This window comes from Paraburkholderia sp. GAS42 (genome assembly GCF_050436565.1).
Classification (GTDB): Bacteria; Pseudomonadota; Gammaproteobacteria; order Burkholderiales; family Burkholderiaceae; genus Paraburkholderia.
Map to the genome: position 1 here is coordinate 479,713 of NZ_JBNDML010000002.1, position 17,219 is coordinate 496,931.

At 62.2% G+C, this 17,219-nt stretch carries 15 protein-coding genes and 3 pseudogenes; 9 read left to right on the forward strand and 9 right to left on the reverse strand.

What is annotated here, in order from left to right; translation table 11 throughout:
- Positions 1-13: 13 nt before the first annotated feature.
- A pseudogene (locus P3T16_RS04775) lies at positions 14-112 on the reverse strand (IS6 family transposase); the annotation flags it as partial.
- Here P3T16_RS04775 and P3T16_RS04780 point away from each other — a divergent pair.
- Positions 113-247, forward strand: a pseudogene (locus P3T16_RS04780) (universal stress protein); the annotation flags it as partial. It lies immediately after the preceding pseudogene.
- 131 nt (positions 248-378) lie between these two features.
- Here P3T16_RS04780 and P3T16_RS04785 read toward each other — a convergent pair.
- The 6 genes from P3T16_RS04785 to P3T16_RS04810 all read right to left on the reverse strand — a co-directional run bounded on the left by P3T16_RS04785 (position 379) and on the right by P3T16_RS04810 (position 8,346).
- The gene (locus tag P3T16_RS04785; RefSeq protein WP_429254453.1) at positions 379-1,089 is read right to left on the reverse strand and encodes an ABC transporter ATP-binding protein; all 711 of its coding nucleotides are present in this window, start codon (positions 1,087-1,089) and stop codon (positions 379-381) included.
- A complete protein-coding gene (locus tag P3T16_RS04790) occupies positions 1,086-1,835 on the reverse strand; it encodes an ABC transporter ATP-binding protein (protein WP_429341369.1) in 750 nt (249 codons plus the stop codon). Before P3T16_RS04790 ends, P3T16_RS04785 begins: the two co-directional genes overlap by 4 nt.
- Positions 1,832-2,791: a branched-chain amino acid ABC transporter permease gene (locus P3T16_RS04795; protein WP_429341370.1), complete on the reverse strand. Its 960-nt coding sequence runs from the start codon at positions 2,789-2,791 to the stop codon at positions 1,832-1,834. Before P3T16_RS04795 ends, P3T16_RS04790 begins: the two co-directional genes overlap by 4 nt.
- Positions 2,788-3,657 (reverse strand): branched-chain amino acid ABC transporter permease, encoded by an 870-nt coding sequence (locus P3T16_RS04800; RefSeq protein ID WP_429341371.1) that lies wholly within the window; start codon positions 3,655-3,657, stop codon positions 2,788-2,790. Before P3T16_RS04800 ends, P3T16_RS04795 begins: the two co-directional genes overlap by 4 nt.
- A 131-nt stretch (positions 3,658-3,788) precedes the next feature.
- The gene (locus tag P3T16_RS04805) at positions 3,789-5,051 is read right to left on the reverse strand and encodes an ABC transporter substrate-binding protein (protein WP_429254456.1); all 1,263 of its coding nucleotides are present in this window, start codon (positions 5,049-5,051) and stop codon (positions 3,789-3,791) included.
- Between the two features lie 226 nt (positions 5,052-5,277).
- Positions 5,278-8,346, reverse strand: coding sequence for a transglycosylase domain-containing protein (locus tag P3T16_RS04810; RefSeq protein WP_429341372.1), 3,069 nt, complete (start codon positions 8,344-8,346; stop codon positions 5,278-5,280).
- 392 nt (positions 8,347-8,738) lie between these two features.
- On the opposite strand from P3T16_RS04810, the gene P3T16_RS04815 reads away from it, so the two are divergent.
- Together P3T16_RS04815 and P3T16_RS04820 are read left to right on the forward strand one after the other, a co-directional pair.
- Entirely contained in the window at positions 8,739-8,936 is a 198-nt protein-coding gene (locus P3T16_RS04815; protein WP_429254458.1) for a type II toxin-antitoxin system VapB family antitoxin, read from the forward strand.
- Positions 8,933-9,304 (forward strand): type II toxin-antitoxin system VapC family toxin, encoded by a 372-nt coding sequence (locus P3T16_RS04820; protein ID WP_429341373.1) that lies wholly within the window; start codon positions 8,933-8,935, stop codon positions 9,302-9,304. Before P3T16_RS04815 ends, P3T16_RS04820 begins: the two co-directional genes overlap by 4 nt.
- A gap of 10 nt (positions 9,305-9,314) precedes the next feature.
- On the opposite strand, the pseudogene P3T16_RS04825 reads toward P3T16_RS04820, so the two are convergent.
- Positions 9,315-9,422: pseudogene (locus P3T16_RS04825) on the reverse strand (MerR family DNA-binding transcriptional regulator); the annotation flags it as partial.
- Positions 9,423-9,495: 73 nt separating this feature from the next.
- Here P3T16_RS04825 and P3T16_RS04830 point away from each other — a divergent pair.
- The 3 genes from P3T16_RS04830 to P3T16_RS04840 all read left to right on the forward strand — a co-directional run bounded on the left by P3T16_RS04830 (position 9,496) and on the right by P3T16_RS04840 (position 11,839).
- Complete coding sequence (locus tag P3T16_RS04830) at positions 9,496-10,377, forward strand: class I SAM-dependent methyltransferase (protein ID WP_429341374.1); 882 nt, start codon at positions 9,496-9,498, stop codon at positions 10,375-10,377.
- 243 nt (positions 10,378-10,620) lie between these two features.
- A complete protein-coding gene (locus P3T16_RS04835) occupies positions 10,621-11,007 on the forward strand; it encodes a LysR substrate-binding domain-containing protein (protein ID WP_429341375.1) in 387 nt (128 codons plus the stop codon).
- Positions 11,008-11,236: 229 nt separating this feature from the next.
- The gene (locus P3T16_RS04840) at positions 11,237-11,839 is read left to right on the forward strand and encodes a DUF1326 domain-containing protein (RefSeq protein ID WP_429254463.1); all 603 of its coding nucleotides are present in this window, start codon (positions 11,237-11,239) and stop codon (positions 11,837-11,839) included.
- Positions 11,840-12,051: 212 nt separating this feature from the next.
- On the opposite strand, the gene P3T16_RS04845 is transcribed toward P3T16_RS04840, so the two are convergent.
- Entirely contained in the window at positions 12,052-12,969 is a 918-nt protein-coding gene (locus tag P3T16_RS04845; protein WP_429341376.1) for a LysR family transcriptional regulator, read from the reverse strand.
- Positions 12,970-13,106: 137 nt separating this feature from the next.
- Between P3T16_RS04845 and P3T16_RS04850 the strand changes: the two genes are divergently transcribed.
- The 3 genes from P3T16_RS04850 (at position 13,107) to P3T16_RS04860 (ending at position 17,153) form a co-directional block, all read left to right on the forward strand.
- Positions 13,107-14,390 carry an MFS transporter gene (locus P3T16_RS04850; RefSeq protein ID WP_429341377.1) on the forward strand — a complete coding sequence of 428 codons (1,284 nt, stop codon included), beginning with the start codon at positions 13,107-13,109 and terminating at the stop codon, positions 14,388-14,390.
- A 113-nt stretch (positions 14,391-14,503) separates the two neighbouring features.
- Positions 14,504-16,012 (forward strand): M81 family metallopeptidase, encoded by a 1,509-nt coding sequence (locus tag P3T16_RS04855; protein WP_429341378.1) that lies wholly within the window; start codon positions 14,504-14,506, stop codon positions 16,010-16,012.
- A gap of 91 nt (positions 16,013-16,103) precedes the next feature.
- Complete coding sequence (locus P3T16_RS04860; RefSeq protein WP_429341379.1) at positions 16,104-17,153, forward strand: alpha/beta fold hydrolase; 1,050 nt, start codon at positions 16,104-16,106, stop codon at positions 17,151-17,153.
- The last annotated feature ends 66 nt before the right edge of the window (positions 17,154-17,219 follow it).

The following is a 17,219-nucleotide window of genomic DNA, read 5'->3' on the forward strand; positions in this document are numbered from 1 at the left end:
CGAACGAAACGGGATCAGCGGCAGACATATGGATGCCGCGAGAATTCTTCATCTGCCCCATGACGACCATAAGCGTGACTTCGATGCCGCCCGGCAGGATGTGGTCGCAGCGGATAGGCGGGTCACTGCGTCCCACGGTCGAAGCGGCATGCGGGCGTTTTTGCCCGGCAGCGAGACCCAGAAGGTCCTGACGCACAGTCAGATCCCTGTCCTCGTCGTCCGGCAGTCGACGTTGGACAACCGGTAGTAGTCGGACCAACAGCGTCGACAATCGGTATCAGGAGCGTGCGGATCCAGGGGGCAGTGTCCATTGCATCGCGGCGAGGAGCAGACTCTGCAGCGGTGCCGTCGAGGATGACAAGCCAGCTATGAGGGCATTCACTGCTCCGCGCTGGCACCGGTCAGGGCTCGAACCCGGCTTTCATCGGCGGCGAGCGCGCGCGCATCTCCCGAATAGACGATGCCGCCATCGTCCAGCACGTAAGCATCGTCTGCGATCTCGAGACTCATGCGTGCGTTCTGCTCCACCAGCAGTACCGAAATCCCCTCATCGCGCATCTGCGACACGACTCGAAATACCTCGCGAACGATCAGCGGGGCCAAGCCTTGCGATGGCTCATCGAGAATGAGCAGCCGGGGATTGAGCAGGAGTGCGCGGGCAATCGATAGCATCTCCTGCTCGCCGCCGGAGAGCAGGCGCCCGCGGCTGAACTTGCGCTCGGCCAGGCGTGGAAACAGCTCGTAGATCCGCGCGATCGTCCACGGTCCGCCGCGCTCCAGCGGGACCTTCAGATTTTCCTCAACACTGAGGTTGGCAAAGATTCTTCGCCCCTCGGGCACGTAACCGACGCCGCTCGCGGCGATCTGGAAGGTCGGCCAGTGGGTGCTATCCGCTCCGAAGATCGTCACGCGCCCTTGGCGCGCGGGCGTCAAACCCACGAGGGTACGCAAGGTCGTGGTCTTGCCGGCTCCATTGCGACCGAGCAATGCAGTGATCCGGCCCTCCGCAACCTCCAGACAAACGCCATGCAGGATATGGCTCTTGCCGTAGTAGGTATGCAGCCCTTCGGCGGTGAGTGCGGCGCTCATGCTGTGTTGCCCAGGTAGGCGGCCTGTACGGCCTCGTTGGACGCGATCTCCTCTGGCGAGCCTTCGGCGAGGAGGCTGCCCTGGTCGAGCACCGTGATTCGATCGGCCAGATGGAAGACCACGCGCATGTCATGCTCGATCAGCACGATGGTGAAATTGCCGTCGCTATGCAGGCGGCGCACCAGCTGCGTAATCTCGAGAGTCTCCTGATCGCCCATGCCAGCGGTGGGCTCGTCGAGCAGCAACAGGCGCGGCCGCAGCGCCAGCGCCATCGCGATCTCGGCAACCCGCTGGTCGCCGTGCGGCAGCTCTCCGACCAGCCGGTGCGATTTGTCGCCAAGACCCGTGAGCTCGAGCGTCTCCTCGACGTGACGACGAACCCGCGTCCGCTCGGTGCTGCTGATCCATGGGCGCAGGCGAAAACCCTCCGTTACCTCCGCACTGATGCGCACGTTCTCGAATACAGTCAGTTCGGGAAAAATCTCGGTGATCTGGAACGTGCGGGCGATGCCGGCCGCAACGCGCCGATATGCAGGAAGCGCCGTGATGTCGAGTCCATCGAACACGATCACTCCCAGGCTCGGCGGGAAAAAGCCGCTGATGAGGTTGAAAAAGGTAGTCTTGCCGGCGCCGTTCGGCCCGATGACAGCGCGCAGCTCGCCCTTCTCGACGGTGAGCGATACGTCGCGCACCGCGGCCAGGCTGCCGAAGCGCTTGCTGACGCGCCTGACTTCGAGCACGCTCATGAGTCGCTCCTGCGCTGAATGAAGCCGAGCAGCCCGCGCGGGAAAAACAGCACGATCGCGACGAACAGCATGCCGACGAACGACATCCAGTTGACCGTGATGCTCGAAAGATAATCCTGCAGCACGACGAATACCGCGGCGCCGAGCAGCGGCCCCCACAAGCTGCGCATGCCGCCCATGACCGCCATCATCACGAAATCGCCGGACTGGCTGTAGTGCAGCCCGCGCGGATCGGCAAAGTTGTTCAGGAGAGCGTAGAGTGATCCGGCGAACCCCATGAAGAAGCAGGACAGCGTGAAGGCGATCCAGATATGCCGATCGACGGGAATGCCGAGAAAGCGCGCACGCCGCTCATTTTCGCGGATCGCAATCATGGTGCGCCCGAACGGGGAGCGCAGGATGAAACCCATCACGCCGATCGCCAGCGCAAGGCAAAACAGCACGAAGTAGTAGAACGCGTTGGCGTTCGACAGGATGTCGATCCGGGCGACGCCGAGATCGAGCGGCTGACGCGAAAAGCCGCGCAACCCGTCGTCGCCGCCGGTGACGGAGCTCCATTGGAAGGCGATGTAGTAGAAGACCTGCCCGAAGGCGATGGTGACCATCGCGAAGTAGACGCCGCGTCGCCGTGCGATGAGCGCGCCCAGCAGTGTGCCGGCAATGCCGCCGAGCAGCGTGCCGCACAGCAGCGCGAGCGATGTGCTCGGCGCGAGAAACTTGAGTGCGAGGCCGGCGCCATAGGCGCCGAGTCCGAAATACGCCGCGTGTCCGAAGGACAGCACACCGGTGAAGCCGAGCAGGAAGTTCACCGACATGGCTGCCAATCCGAGCACGAGCACACGCGTGCCGAGCGCGGTATAGCCGCCGAGCAGCGGCATCCAGTAGGGCGCCAGCAAGAGCGCTGCCCAGAGTGCTGCGATGACGAGCAGCCGGGGAGGATGGAGGTATTCGCTCATGTCATCATGCCTTCTTCGCCGAGCAGGCCGCGCGGTCGGATCAGCAGGACTACGGCCATCAGCACGTACATGATGGCCTCGCTCGCCGCGGGGAGGAACACCGCGGTGATGCCCGAGGCGACGCCGATCAGCAAGCCGCCGAGCAGCGTGCCGGTGAGGCTGCCAACCCCGCCGACAATGATGGCGATGAAGCTCGGCATCAGGAGGCCTGTTCCCATCGTCGGCTCCAGCCCAAGCTGGCCCGCGGCGAGCACGCCGCTCAGACCGGCGAGAAAGATGCCGACGGCGAAATTGAGCGCGCGCAGCCTGCCCACATTGATGCCGAGCGCCGCGACGGTCTCGAGGTCAAGCGTGCCGGCCCGGATGCGTATGCCGAGCCGGCTGTAGCGCAACAGCATGAAGAGCAGTGCAACCGCGATGGTCACGGTGCAGACCATGAACAGGCGGTAGCCGGTGATGAAGAAGAGTTCGTTGCTCAAGGGCCGAGCCAGCGCGGGCGGAACGGTCACGGGCTTGCCCTGCGCACCCCAGATGAAGCGGGTACCGTCCTCGATCATGAAGGCGAGGCCGAACGTCAGCAGCAGGCTGTAGAGCGGATCGCGCCCATAGACTCGCCGGATGAGCACCCGCTCAACGGCGAGACCGATGACGGCCGTGCATACCGGCGCGATCAGTAACGCACCCCAGAACCCGACATACGGCGTGATCGTATAGGCAATGTAGCCGCCGATCACGAGAAAGCCGCCATGGGCGAAGTTGATCACGTTGCTCAAGTTGAGAATGAGCGACAGGCCAAGCGCCATCAGCACGTAAAACGCCCCGATGATCAGCCCGTTGGTGACGTTGAAAAGGAGTAGTTGAGTCATCGGCCGCTCATGTCCTGACGCAACCCGTGCACGAGCCGCGTCGGGCAGCCTGGGCCGCTGTGTTGTCACGCACGCGTGTCAGGGTCATGGGAATGGCTTCCGGCACGACCGCGCGGACATCGTCTTCGGGATCAGGCCGGCCACTGCAGCTTGCAGCCGGTCGCAGCCTCGGGCGGCGCAGTCTTGTCACCGGCGACCACGCGCTCGACACGGAACAGATCCTCCGGGTCGCCCGCTGGCTGAGACAGCGCTTCGCCGACGAACGACGAGGTCATCAACTGGTGGTCTCCCTTGCGGTAGTAGCACTTGTTGGGCTGCAGCTTGACGTCGTCCGCGAGTTCGAACCCGCCGAGCGCCTCGGCGAGCTTTTTCGCATCGAGGCTCTTTTCCTTGTTGGCGATCGCGGCGAGCGTATGAACCGACGTGTAGCCGAACCAGTGGCGTGCAGTGGGGACTTTGCCGCCATTCATCTTGCGGATGTCGGCGACGAACTTCTCGACGCCCGGGACACCCGGCTGCTTCCAGTACCACTCGAACATCCAGATGCCGACCCGCGCCTCCGGCGGCATCGCCTCGAGCGATTCGAGCTCCTGCTGAAGCCCGGCAACGTGGATCTGCTTTCCGATGCCGAACTGCGCGATCTGCTTCAGGCAGTTGACCATGTCGGAACCTTGCGGCAGCACCAGCAGAACATCGGGGTTGGCGGCGCGCGCCTTGATCAGGTAGGCCGAGAAATCGGTCGTGCCGAGCGGCGTGAGCTCGTTGCCGGTCATCGTGCCGCCGAGCTTTTCCAGATCCGCCAGCGCGGCCTTCTGCAACGTATGGCCGAAGGCGTAGTCCGGCGTAATGAAATGCCACTTCTTGCCGTACCTGGTGAAGAGGAGGTCGGCGACCGCGTTGGCCTCCATGCTGGTCGTATTGCAGACGCGAAAGACGTTCCATTTGCAATCGCTGCCGGTGATCGTGTCGGTGTGGCCGCCCGAGACGATGTGCAACACCTTCTTCTCGTTGCTGACCTGGGCGATTGCCTGAGCGATGCCGGAATTCACGTCCCCGATAAGAAACGTGACCTGATCACGATCGATCAGCTTGCGCGCCTTCTGCACGCCGGTGCCGACGTCGTTCGCCGAGTCTTCTACCAGCAGCTCGATGGGGCGCCCGAGAATGCCGCCGTTGGCATTGACCTGTTGCACGGCGAGCCTGGCGCCCGTCACTTCATTCTGTGCAACTGCAGCATAAACGCCGGTCAACGGATCGACCATGCCGATGCGCAGCGGTGTCTCGCCACGTGCCTTGATGATGAAGGGCGAGGCGAGCTGCAACGCTGCAGCAGCCGCGGCTCCCTTGAGCAGCGTGCGACGACGAACGGTGCGGATATGACCCGGAGCTTTCATAGGGGTTCTCCCTAAATTTATTCACGTCGAACCGGTCAAACGCCTGAATCCTGGACCGAAGCGCGAGCATCCTCGGTCAGCACAATCTTGATCTTGTTAGATGGGATCCACAAGTCCTCGTTATGCCGCCGGCAGGCTAACGGAGATCAGCTTTCGCGAGATGCCGACGACAGGTCGGAGTCGACACGACGTATCCGGCCGCCGGTGCAGGTGGCGAGCTGTAGGTCTATCCTCCGCTCCCCGTCGAAGTTGGCATCGCTGAATTCCTGTCGTCCTCGAGCAACGGCTGCAGCGCCGGTGCAAGCGACTTCAGCAACTGCACCGACAACGCACTCGTAAAAGCGTAGTGCGCTGCATACGGCTCATGCACATAGGCGGTAAGTGTGCCGAAGAAGCGATCGCCGATCACGAAGACGAAAGTCGCTGTCCGGTTGACCTTGCGCGACTCGATCAGACGTGCGCCGCGGGCGAACACATTGAAGCGCTGGTCGCCCGTTCCCGTCTTTCCATACACGCCGAGCGTCTGTCCGTCGGGGAATGTCATGCCGGTCGCAAGGCGTCTCGCCGTGCCGCCGAGTACCACGTCGCGCAACAAGCCGTGCACCACATCGACAATCTCCGGCGACAACGCCGTGCGCGGCGTCGTCGCTGCCCGCCTGAAACGCGTCTCATAGGGCGTGTCCTTCGCGAACTCGAGTTCGGCAAACGTCTGCGTCGGCAGCATCTTGCCGCCATTCGCAATCGTGCCGACGAGCTGTGCGAGCGCGAAAGGCCGGTCGCCCGACGCACCGATCGCCGCTGCGTACGACGGCGTGAGCGTCGCGAACGGATAGCCCAGCGCGCGCCACGACTTGCCGATCTCGGCGAAGGCCTGCAATTCGACCATGCGTTTGATGCGCCGATCCTGCGTCCCGTGGTAGCGCGTCTTGAAGAGCCACGAATACGCAGTGAAACGCACTGCGCGGCTCGCCTCCTGCAACTGGCTCTCAGTCGCGAGCGGATGGTCCCGCAGATAATTGACTGTCCACAGTTCGAGCGGATGGACGCTCGCGATATAGCCGCGATCGTTCAAACTGAATTTCTCGATGCCATACTTCGTGGAGAGCTTTGCGAGATCGTCGGACGACAGCGTTGCCGCGGGCGTGCGCTTCAGCGCGGCGCGCATCCGCGCGTCGAACCACGCTTGCGGCTCATCAGGCGCAACACTGCGCAATACGGTCGCGACCTTGGGCGGCGACTTGCGCACGTCATGCAGCAGGATCGCGAGCGCTTCATCGGCTGTCTTGCCCTGATACTTCGTGTAGAAACGATGCATATACACGCGGCTTTCCTGATCGGCAAAACGCGTGAGATAAGCATGGCGTGTGGCCGGATCGTCGAGCCATTGCGACGACGGCCCCGCGGTCTGGACCATCTCGTAGTGCACAATGTCGCGCATCAGCCGCACGAAGACCAGATTCACCGAATGCTGGAACGCGCGATGCACGGTGAGGATGCGGCCGTTGTCGCTCGCTTCGAAGTTATTGAACGTCTGTGCGCCGCCGCCCGTGTAGAAGGTCTCGCCGGGACTCGCCGAATACTTGCGCTCGACTGCCGCATCGAGCATCGCGCTCAGCGAGCGGTCCGATGTGTGCGACAGGTAATCGAGCGCCCAGCGCGTCAACATATCCTGTTTGTCGGATTTCACATCGTGTAGTTGCGCCACGCTCATCGACGCATAACGCGCATGCAGCGCGGAGACGATCTGCAGGTACGTGATCAGCGTGCGCAACTTGGCGGTCGATCCGAGGTTCAGGCGCGCGCCCTGGTTGATGTCGAACGGCTGGTTCACGCTGTCGGTCTGGACCCGCACGAGGTTCGCCCCGTCGCGACGCTCGAACAGCGTAAAGCTGTAGGCGATCTTCGACGGATCGTCCTGGGTGCGCAGCATCTCGAAGCCGTACAGGCCGGCCGCCCGTGCGCCCTCGCGTGTGTCGGCGCTCGCGAGCCTTTCGCTGACCGCTTGCTGGACCCTGTTGTCGAGTGTGGCGGTTGCAGTCAGATCGAGCCGGTCGAGGTCGTAGAAGCTCGAGACGCCGAGCGTGGCGAGCAGATGGGCGCGCAGCCCGGTGACGGCCTTGCGCGTCACGAACGACACCGGGGGGCGAACCGCGGGCGCGCGATTCAGTTCGAGCGGCACCGCCAGCGCGGCGTCGCGTAACGACATCGAAATGATTCCGTTGGCCGCCAGGAGGCGCAGATAGCTGTCGGTCAGGTGGTCGAGTTCCATGTTCCCGGAACGCAGGAAACGCGACGGCGCGCGCTGCGCGATCATCAGTGACAACGCTTGCTTGAACGCGAGCGCCTGCGTGTCGAGCGATTCGGCGGAAGCCGGCTCTTTCAGGATGCGGTTGACCTCGTCAAAGTCGCGTCCGTACCATTCCGCCAGACCATCGCCGATGCCGCTGATTTCGCCGACGCCGGGTTTCGCGGCGAGCGGGACCGAGTTGAGGTAACGCACGACGATCTGCCGACGCGCGGTCAGTGTCTGCGGTCCGTCGAGATAGGCGCGCACGGACGCCGAGGCGATTTGCCGCAGCTTCTCCAGCGGCGTCGCGGTGCGGCCGCCCGGCGAGTGGCGGAATTTTTCGATCTGCGTGGCGAGCGTGCTGCCGCCCGGCGTCGGCTGATGCCTGTCGATCGCTCGCATACCCTGATCGAACAGCGCAAGGCTGAATCGGCCCCAGTCGATCGCCGGATTGCGGTTCGGCTGGTCCGGGTCGAGCAGGTAGCGGTCTTCGATGAAGAGCAGCGCGTCGACGACGAGTGGCGGAATCGCGTCGAAGCTGCCGTAGACCCGATCCGGATACCGCGCGCCGAAAAGCAGGGTGCCGCTCGCATCGTAAAGCAGCAGGCCGCCCTGATCCTTTTCGTCGTACGGCAGGAACAGGCCGTCGTCTGCCAGCGACACCATCCTGGCGGAATCGCGCGCCTGAGCGGTGACGGCAAAACCGCGCGCAGTCAGGCGTTGTTCAAAGGTCGGCAGCGAGGCATAGCCGAGGCGCACGTCGTACGGGCCGCTCGCAGGAAACCGGATACTGTTGCTCGCGCCATCGGCGACGGAAAAGGCGATATCGCGCCCCAGTCCGGTCAGGTAGCGCGCCTGCAGCCGGGAGGTGTTGATTTCAATTTGAGCAAGGCGCCCCGCGGTCGCGAGCGCAAGCAGAAAGGAGACCACGCTCAGCCATTTGAGCCATTGCCCGACCGACGCCCTGCCGATCGCGTGGAGGGGGGATCGAATCAGCGGCCGATTCATGGCGGCGTCTCCTTGACAGCTGCCAAACCGCAAAAAATGCACCTGGTAATAGTCTAACGCGGCGCAACGGGGCAGCACCGTCCGGGCTTACCCGGCGTTGTCGATCGTGGCCGCCCTGACTGGCGGATTGCGCTCGCCATATACGTGGTCCAGGCGACGAAGAATGAAGACAGGTCGATCGGCATATTCATTTGCCGCGTGCGAGTTCAAGCGTGCGGGGCATCGGTCGCTGATCGGCCAAAACCGGCCTTTCGTCTCTGGGACCCAGATCGTCGACAATCGTCCACGCCCGACGTGTCAGTCAGTAGCTTCTGGATGCGTTGGCAAAAATGATGCACGATAAAGCTCATCAAACGATGCTATTATAGGTGCTCCAACTTGTGGGGCTGTCCATGCGTACTACCATCGCTCTCGATGACGAATTGATCGCCAAGGCTCAAGCCTATACGGGTCTGGAGGAAAAATCGGCGCTTGTGCGTGAAGCGCTCAAAGCCCTGATCCAACGTGAGGCCGCGAGGCGGCTCGCGAACCTTGGCGGTAGTCAACCCGGTATAAAAGGGGTGCCGCGTCGCCGGCAGGACATCGAATGATTCTGGTCGATACGTCAGTCTGGATCGACCACCTTAACGTTTCCGATCCCGTGCTGGTCAATCTGCTTGCCGAGGAGCGTGTCCTGGCTCATTCATTTGTGATTGGAGAGATATCGCTGGGTAGTCTGCGCAACCGTGACGTTGTGCTCGGTGCCTTGCTCGATCTGCCGCGCGCGTCAATTGCAACGCCGGAAGAGACGTTTTATCTGATCGAACGAGAAAGGTTATTCAATCGTGGAATCGGATATGTCGATACATCGCTGTTGGCATCTGCACGTCTGCATCCCGGCGTCACCATCTGGACTCGCGACAAGCGATTGAAAAAAGTTGCCGACGAGCTCAACCTGGGCGCGATGCTCGGGCACTAACCGAAGCGCAACCTTCGGCGGCCCTTGAGGTAATCGGCCCCTTTTCCTCGTAGAACCGCAGCGTTGATGCGGGAACGCCGGATCGATGCACCACCTCGCCGATATCTAGCTTGATCATCGCTTGACCTGAAGTCGACTTGAACTTGCATGGTTTAGCTTCCGCTCCCCGGGGCAAGCCAAGGACAACGATCATGGATCTCACACACCAGACCGAAAACGCTCAGACGGCACTTTGGAACGGCAGCGCCGGGCGCGCATGGGTAGCCGCGCAGGAGGTACTCGACCAGATGTTTAAGCCCTTCGAGGATCTGCTCGTCGACATGATGGGCGCCGGAGCCGGGCTCAGGGTGCTCGACGTCGGCTGTGGCACGGGCAGCACGACGCTGGCCGCGGCGCGGTGGCTTGGCGCGAAGGGCCATTGCATGGGAGTCGACGTTTCGGCCCCGATGATCGCTGTCGCCCAAGGGCGTGCCGAACGGGAGGACTCGACGGCAAGCTTCACCTGTGCCGACGCGCAGACCCATGCCTTTGAGCCGGCGAGCTTCGACAGGATCATGTCGCGCTTTGGCGTCATGTTCTTCGATGACCCGGTGTTGGCCTTTGCGAACCTGCGGCGCGCTGCAAGGGACGGAGCCGAATTGCGCTGCATCGCCTGGCGCAGTGCCGTGGACAATCCGTTCATGACAACCGCCGAGCGTGCCGCCGCGCCTCTGTTGCCGAACCTGCCCGCCCGCCGGCCCGACGCGCCGGGGCAATTCTCCTTTGCAGACCAGCATCGGGTTTCGTCTATCCTGGAAGAGAGCGGCTGGGCGGAGATCGACATCCGGCCGATCGATATAGACTGCACCTTGCCCGAGAAGGAGCTGGTCGGCTACTTCAGCCGGCTCGGCCCTGTCGGTATGATCCTTCAAGAGACGGACGAGCGGACGCGCACGCAGGTCATTGAATCTGTTCGCACCGCTTTTGATCCCTATGTACACGGAACCGAAGTTCGCTACACCGCTGCCTGCTGGATGGTCAGCGCGCGAGCGCTGTCTACGTCAGCCCCGCAGAAGGAGGTCGTCAATGTCTGAGCAGTGGACTATCCAATGAGCGCTCTTCGATAGGGGCGGGCGCGACGACGGCGGCGGAGGTCCAGTCAGGCGTCCCGGAAGTGTCACCAAAGCCGTGACCAGACGTTCTCTGCAGACGTGACTACCGCCACAGGATGCGCTCCTTGCTAAATGCCTGGATGGCCGTTCTCGAGAAGGACGAAAGTCCCATATGGGGCGGCTGCGGAAGTTGGGCGCCGCCGCCGTGGCGAGCAGTTGCGATGCTTGCAGGAGGCTGAGTTACGCGTCGTCGTGGGTGATCTGTGTCCATTGCCCGAGACGCTCGGCACGCTCAAACGGTTCTTCGAGGCTAGTAGCGGCACGCGTCTTACGCTTTTGTTCGAGGCGATTAGCGGGCCTTGGGAACGGTTGCAGAACGGTGAGTGCGATCTGATCTTCCATCACCTCGACAAACCCTCGCCGACGATCGAGTCGGTTGAACTCTTCGAGGTTCAACTGGTGCCGGTCGCCGCACCACGGTTTCTCAAGCAATTGCCTGTCGAATCGCTGGTGCCTGCAGACTTGAGGCCCTATGTTCAGTGCATCATCCGCGACACAAGCAAGCACTCCTCTGACGCTAATTACTATCTGATCGAGGGCGCGCCAACCTGAACCGTGCCTGACCAGTTGATGAAGCGCGAGTTGATCGTGCCCGGGGTCCCGCAGGACACGGCGCTTGGGGTAGGCGGTCCCCGCCCTCTGGCCATTTCGACCTAGACTTGAATTGATTCGCTCGCCCGGTTCGGCGTCCGGAATCGCCACTGACGCGCGCAAACGCGCCATGCCCGAATGCCATAAGCGCGCGCACCCTGCGCGCGTCCGAACGACGGAGGTCAATGCCATGGCCGAGAACTGGAAGGTTGCCGGTACGTATTTCGAGAGTTGCAACTGCTACGCCCCGTGCAGTTGCGTTTGCCTCAGTCCGCCGTCGGATGGAGACTGCGCGGTGCTGATCGGTTGGCACGTCGATCAGGGCGAGTTCGCCGACGTGACACTGGACGGACTCAACATTGCTCTTTTTGCGTATTCGCCGGGTCACATGCTGCAAAACAAGTGGAAGGTGGCGCTTTATCTCGACGAACGCGGGACACCACAGCAGCAAGAGGCGTTGGGTAAGATCTTCTCCGGTCAAGCCGGGGGGCCGCTTTCCGCGCTGGGCCCGATGATTGGCGAAGTCATGGGCGTCAAACCAGCCGCGATCGACTACCACCTCGACGGGAAGCGTCGCAGCCTTCGCATCCCCAATGTCGCGGACGTCGAAATCGAAGCGTTGTCTGGTCAGGACGGAGGCGACGTCACCATCAGCAATCACCCGTTTACCGCTGTCCCAGGATTCGCGGCGGTGATCGGGAAATCGAAGCGCTTTAGCTTCACCGACCACGGCTTTTCCAGAGAAATCTCAGACCGAAACGGGTTCTATTCGCCGTTCGCCTACCAGGGCTGAGCGACGTTTTCGAAGTGGATTCGTGACGCGACGGCTGCCGGTGCAGGACCGCGTGATTGTACTGTCGGGACTCACGGCCGCCGCGACGCTCGCGTGGGGCTGCCTGCTGTATACGAGGTGGGGCATGGAGCAATTGGGATCCTCGATTGGGCTGTCCGAGTTTTGTGAGTGAACCACCTGGGTACGCGATGCGGACCGATCTAGTGCCGCGTTCAACTTTCGTTGCCGAACATCGGCATCCGCCTCAGGATCCATTCGAGCAGTTCCTGCGCGCCAGCCGCAAGCGGCCGCCCGGATTTAACGAGCAACCGTGCTTTCGTGCCCTGAAACAGAGGGTGCGCGATCGGCACGATACACAGGTCGCCGGCCGCGATCTCGCGACAGGCGGCGAACTCGCCGATCAGCGTCACGAAATGCCCGGCTGAAACGAAGCGCTTCAGCGCGGCCAGCGAATTCGTGGTCAATGTCGGGCTGATTTTGATGTTCTCGGCGAATTCCAGCATCTTGACGACATGGCCGATGCCGAACGTCGCAGGCATCAGCGCGAGCGGCCAGGCGAGCAGATCGTCGACATTCGCCGGGCCGCCGCGTGTCGCCAGCGGATGATCGCGGCGAACGAGCAGCACAACGGGTTGCGCCGAACTCGCGCGATATTCGATACGCGGATGCGGCGGCGGGTTGTACGCGAGCCCAATATGCGCGCGGCTTTCCGCGACTTCATTCAATACATCGTCGACGGGCAGCATCTCCACGCCGACGTCCAGCTTCGGATACTGCGCGCAGAATTGCGCGAGCACGTCGTCGACCAGCGTGTCGACATAGCCTTCGCTGATGGCCAGCTGAATATGCCCTTGCTGAAGGCCTTTCAGCGCATGCAGCTGGTCTTCCAACTTTTCCTGTTGCGATCGATACCCCCGCCAGAACTCCAGCAGATGCATCGCCGCCTCGGTCGGCTTGACGCCGCGCGCCTCACGCTCGAAGAGCGTCGCGCCCAGCTCGTCTTCCAGCAGCTTGATCTGCCGCGTGATCACGGACGGCGACGTGTTGATGTTGTCCGCGGCGCCGCGAATCGTGCCGTGAACCAGCACTTCGTGGAAATAGCGCAGCCGTGCCTGGTTAATTTCGCGCATTGAAAGGCTCCGATTCATTGTGTTGCTCATGGAGCAACGATACGTGAACATAGTTGCTCTTGCTAGCGGGTTTTCTCCGCGGCACGATGCTCATACCCGACGAGCCAGGCGAACACGAGGAAAACGGAGACACACACATGTCAGCGATTCAGACCTTGAGAGCCGAAGATGCCGTTTCGTCTCTCTACAGCAAGCTCAACTGGCGGCTTTTGCCGTTTCTCGTCACTTGCTACATGTTCGCGTATCTCGACCGCGTGAACGTCGGGTTTGCCAAACTCCAGATGCAAAGCGAACTCGGGTTCTCCGATGCCGCTTACGGCGTCGGCGCGGGCATCTTCTTTCTGGGCTACGTGCTGTTCGAGATTCCGAGCAACCTGATGCTGCCGAAAGTCGGCGCACGCAAGACCTTCAGCCGCATTCTCGTGCTGTGGGGTATTACGTCGGCGTGCATGCTGTTCGTGCATAACGTGCCGATGTTCTACGCGATGCGGTTCCTGCTCGGCGTATTCGAAGCCGGCTTCGCGCCCGGCATGATCTATTACCTGTCGCGCTGGTACGGCCCCGCGCGCATGGCGCGCGCGATTGCTGTCGTGTTCGTCGCCGGACCGATTGGCGGCATTGTCGGCGGGCCGTTGTCGGCGTGGCTGATGTCGACGTTCTCGGGTGTCGGCGGATTGTCTGGCTGGCAATGGATGTTCCTTGTCGAAGGATTGCCGTGCATCGTGCTCGGCGTGCTGACGCTGTTCGTGTTGTCGAACCGTCCGTCCGAAGCGAAGTGGCTTTCCGCCGACGAGCAACATCTTCTCGAAAGCGAGGTCGGTGCGCCCACCACGCACGACCATTCGTTCCGCGCCGTGGCGAAGAATCCGCGCATCTATGTTCTCGCGCTCGCTTACTTCTGCATCATCTTCCCGATCTATGCGATCAGCTTCTGGCTGCCGACGTTGCTGAAAGATCAGGGTGTGGCGGACACAACGCGGCTCGGCTGGTACGTCGCGATTCCTTATGTTGCGGCCGCGTTTGGCATGTACTTCGCCGGTCGCCGTTCGGACCGTCTCGGCGAACGGCGCCATCACAGCGCGGTGCCCGCGTTCGTCGGCGCGCTGCTTCTCGCGTCGACCATTTTCACCGACGGCAATCTCTTCCTGACGCTCGCTACGCTGACGCTTGCGACGGCAATGATGTGGATGGCGTACACGGTTTTCTGGGCCATTCCGCCTGAGTACATCAAAGGGCCGGCTGCGGCGGGCGGCATTGCGCTCATCAACACGATCGGATTGTCCGGTGGCTTCTGGGGACCGGCCGTCATCGGCTGGACGAAGGCCGCCACGGGCAACATGCACGCAGGTTTGCTCGTCATGGCAGGCATGGCTGCGATTGCATCGGTCGTGATTATCACGAACAAGCGCGGCATCCATTGACGATTTAACAATGCTGCCATGCAGCGCCAGACGGCTGAGTGTTTCCCCAGACAACGAGTTATAGCTTTGGAAAGGCCACGTCCTTTCCATATCGAACCGAAGGATGAACGGCAATGAAAATTCTGATCGCAGGCTTTCAACACGAGACCAACACGTTCGCGCCGACCAGGGCGTCGTTCCAGAGCTTCATCCAGGGCGAAGGTTTTCCGCCGCTGGCACGCGGCGTCGACGTGCTGAATCTGCGCGACGTGAACGTGCCGATCGGCGGTTTCATCAAGGTCGCGGAGGCGCAAGGGCATGAGCTGATTCCGGTGATCTGGGCGGGCGCGAGCGCGTCGGCGCATGTGACCGTGGACGCATACGAGCGCATTGCCGGCGAGATCACCGACGCTGTCAAAGCGGGTGGTTTCGATGCCATCTATCTGGACCTGCACGGAGCGATGGTCGCTGAGCATGCCGACGACGGCGAAGGCGAGTTGCTTGAGCGCGTGCGTGCGGTGGTCGGCCACAGCATGCCGTTCGTGGTGTCCCTTGATTTGCATGCGAACGTGACCGGGCGCATGTTGAAGCATGCGGACGCGATGGTCGCGTACCGGACGTACCCGCACGTCGACATGGCCGAAACGGGCGAGCGCGCGGCGCATCTGCTCGACAGGCTGGTCGCGGAGAAGCGCAAATTCACACGCGTCGTCCGGCGCATTCCATTTCTGATTCCGGTGAACGGCATGTGCACGCTGGTCGCGCCCGCCCATGACATGTACACCGCGCTGGCATCGCTTGAGCGCGATACGGTCGTGTCGCTGTCGTTTGCGCCGGGTTTTCCGGCTGCGGACTTCCCCGAGTGCGGTCCGGTGATCTGGGGTTACGGATTCGACAATGACGCGCTCACGAAGGCGATCGACACGCTGTACGCCAGGATGCTCGCGGAGGAATCGTCATGGGAAGTGCCGTTCCTTACACCCGACGAAGCCGTTATCGAAGCCATGCAGATCAGCCGGAACGCCAACAAGCCGGTCATCATCGCCGACACGCAGGATAACCCCGGCGTGGGCGGCGACTCGAATACGATGGGCATGGTGCGCGCGCTGCTGCGCAACGGTGCAACTGATGCGGCCGTCGGCGTGATCTGGGATGCGGACGCGGCCGCCGCCGCGCATCGCGCCGGTGTCGGCGCGCGCATCGAGCTTGCGCTGGCGGGCCGTTCGGGCGTGCCCGGCGATGAGCCGCTGAAAGGCACGTTCGAGGTGGAGCATGTGTCCGATGGCCGCTTCCGTTTTGACGGCCCGATGCTGAACGGCATGACGGGCGAACTCGGACCCGTTGCGTGCCTGCGTATCGACGGCGTGCGAATCGCTGTCAGCAGCGTCAAGATGCAGATTTTCGATCGCAATCTCTATCGCGTTGCGGGCATCGAACCCGAGCAGATGAAGATTCTGGTCAATAAAAGCTCCGTCCATTTTCGTGCGGATTTTCAGGCTATCGCAGAGACCATTCTTGTCGCGAAGGCGCCCGGACCGATGGCTGCGGACCCGGCCGATCTGCCGTGGCAGCGTCTTGATCCGCACATCCGGGTACGTCCGAAGGGGCCTTCCTTCGACGAGATTCGCTCAGCCGCCGCATGACGACACACTCGACCACGCGAACTTTGCATGCATACCGGCGCGATCAAAGCCGCGCGCTCATGAATGAAATCAACCCAAGAGGAGAATTCTTATGTCGGATCAGATCAACTCTCGGCGCCGCTTTCTGCGGACCACGGCAGTCGGTATCGGCGCAATGCAATTGAGCCTGACCGGGCTTGTTCGCGCCCAGTCGAATCAACCCGCGCAAGGCGTCGCTGCGACGAATGGCGCGACGTCGAATGCGTCGTTCGGCCAGATCAAACAGATCAACGCGGGCACGCTCAACGTGGGCTATGCGGAAGTCGGGCCGGAGAACGGTCCCGTCGTCATTCTGCTGCATGGCTGGCCTTACGACATCCATAGCTTTGTCGAGGTCGCGCCAATTCTTGCCGCGGCGGGCTATCGGGTCATCGTTCCGTATCTTCGCGGCTACGGCTCGACGCGTTTCCTGTCGAGCAAAACGATGCGCAATGGCCAACAGGCCGTGGTCGCGGTCGACATCATCGCATTGATGGATGCGTTGAAGATCCAGAAGGCGGTGTTTGGCGCTTTCGACTGGGGCGCGCGGACCGCGAACATCATCGCGGCGCTGTGGCCGGAGCGTTGTGCGGGGCAGGTTTCCGTCAGCGGCTATCTGATTGGCAGCCAGCAGGCCAACAAGGCGCCGTTGCCGCCGAAGGCCGAATTCGCGTGGTGGTATCAGTTTTACTTCGCCACGGAGCGCGGACGGCTTGGCTACGAGGCCAACCGGCATGATTTTTCGAAGCTCATCTGGCAGCTTGCGTCGCCGAAATGGAGCTTCGACGATGCAACTTATGACCGGTCCGCAGAGGCCTTCAAGAATCCCGATCATGTTGCAGTCGTGATTCACAACTATCGTTGGCGGCTGGGTCTCGTGAAAGGCGAGTCGCAATACGACGCGTTGGAACAGCGTCTTGCAGCGGCGCCCGTCATCACGGTCCCGACGATCACGATGGAAGGCGATGCGAACGGCGCACCGCATCCTGATCCGGCGGCGTACGCAAGAAAATTCACCGGCAAGTATCAGCACCGGAATATCGAAGGCGGCATTGGTCACAATTTGCCGCAAGAAGCACCGAAAGCCTTTGCCGATGCTGTGATCGACGTAGCGCGCATGTGATCCGCCGCATCGTCCTGGCGCGTCGCCAGTAAAGACAGCGACACCGCCGTCAACAACTGCCCGAAA

Coding starts and splice junctions, on each gene's coding strand:
- P3T16_RS04785 (WP_429254453.1), bottom strand. CDS start 1,089: ATGAGCGCCGCACTCACCGCCGAAGGGCTGCATACCTACTACGGCAAG.
- P3T16_RS04840 (WP_429254463.1), top strand. CDS start 11,237: ATGGCCGAGAACTGGAAGGTTGCCGGTACGTATTTCGAGAGTTGCAAC.
- P3T16_RS04845 (WP_429341376.1), bottom strand. CDS start 12,969: ATGCGCGAAATTAACCAGGCACGGCTGCGCTATTTCCACGAAGTGCTG.
- P3T16_RS04810 (WP_429341372.1), bottom strand. CDS start 8,346: ATGAATCGGCCGCTGATTCGATCCCCCCTCCACGCGATCGGCAGGGCG.
- P3T16_RS04795 (WP_429341370.1), bottom strand. CDS start 2,791: ATGAGCGAATACCTCCATCCTCCCCGGCTGCTCGTCATCGCAGCACTC.
- P3T16_RS04860 (WP_429341379.1), top strand. CDS start 16,104: ATGTCGGATCAGATCAACTCTCGGCGCCGCTTTCTGCGGACCACGGCA.
- P3T16_RS04800 (WP_429341371.1), bottom strand. CDS start 3,657: ATGACTCAACTACTCCTTTTCAACGTCACCAACGGGCTGATCATCGGG.
- P3T16_RS04805 (WP_429254456.1), bottom strand. CDS start 5,051: ATGAAAGCTCCGGGTCATATCCGCACCGTTCGTCGTCGCACGCTGCTC.
- P3T16_RS04850 (WP_429341377.1), top strand. CDS start 13,107: ATGTCAGCGATTCAGACCTTGAGAGCCGAAGATGCCGTTTCGTCTCTC.
- P3T16_RS04815 (WP_429254458.1), top strand. CDS start 8,739: ATGCGTACTACCATCGCTCTCGATGACGAATTGATCGCCAAGGCTCAA.
- P3T16_RS04820 (WP_429341373.1), top strand. CDS start 8,933: ATGATTCTGGTCGATACGTCAGTCTGGATCGACCACCTTAACGTTTCC.
- P3T16_RS04790 (WP_429341369.1), bottom strand. CDS start 1,835: ATGAGCGTGCTCGAAGTCAGGCGCGTCAGCAAGCGCTTCGGCAGCCTG.
- P3T16_RS04830 (WP_429341374.1), top strand. CDS start 9,496: ATGGATCTCACACACCAGACCGAAAACGCTCAGACGGCACTTTGGAAC.
- P3T16_RS04855 (WP_429341378.1), top strand. CDS start 14,504: ATGAAAATTCTGATCGCAGGCTTTCAACACGAGACCAACACGTTCGCG.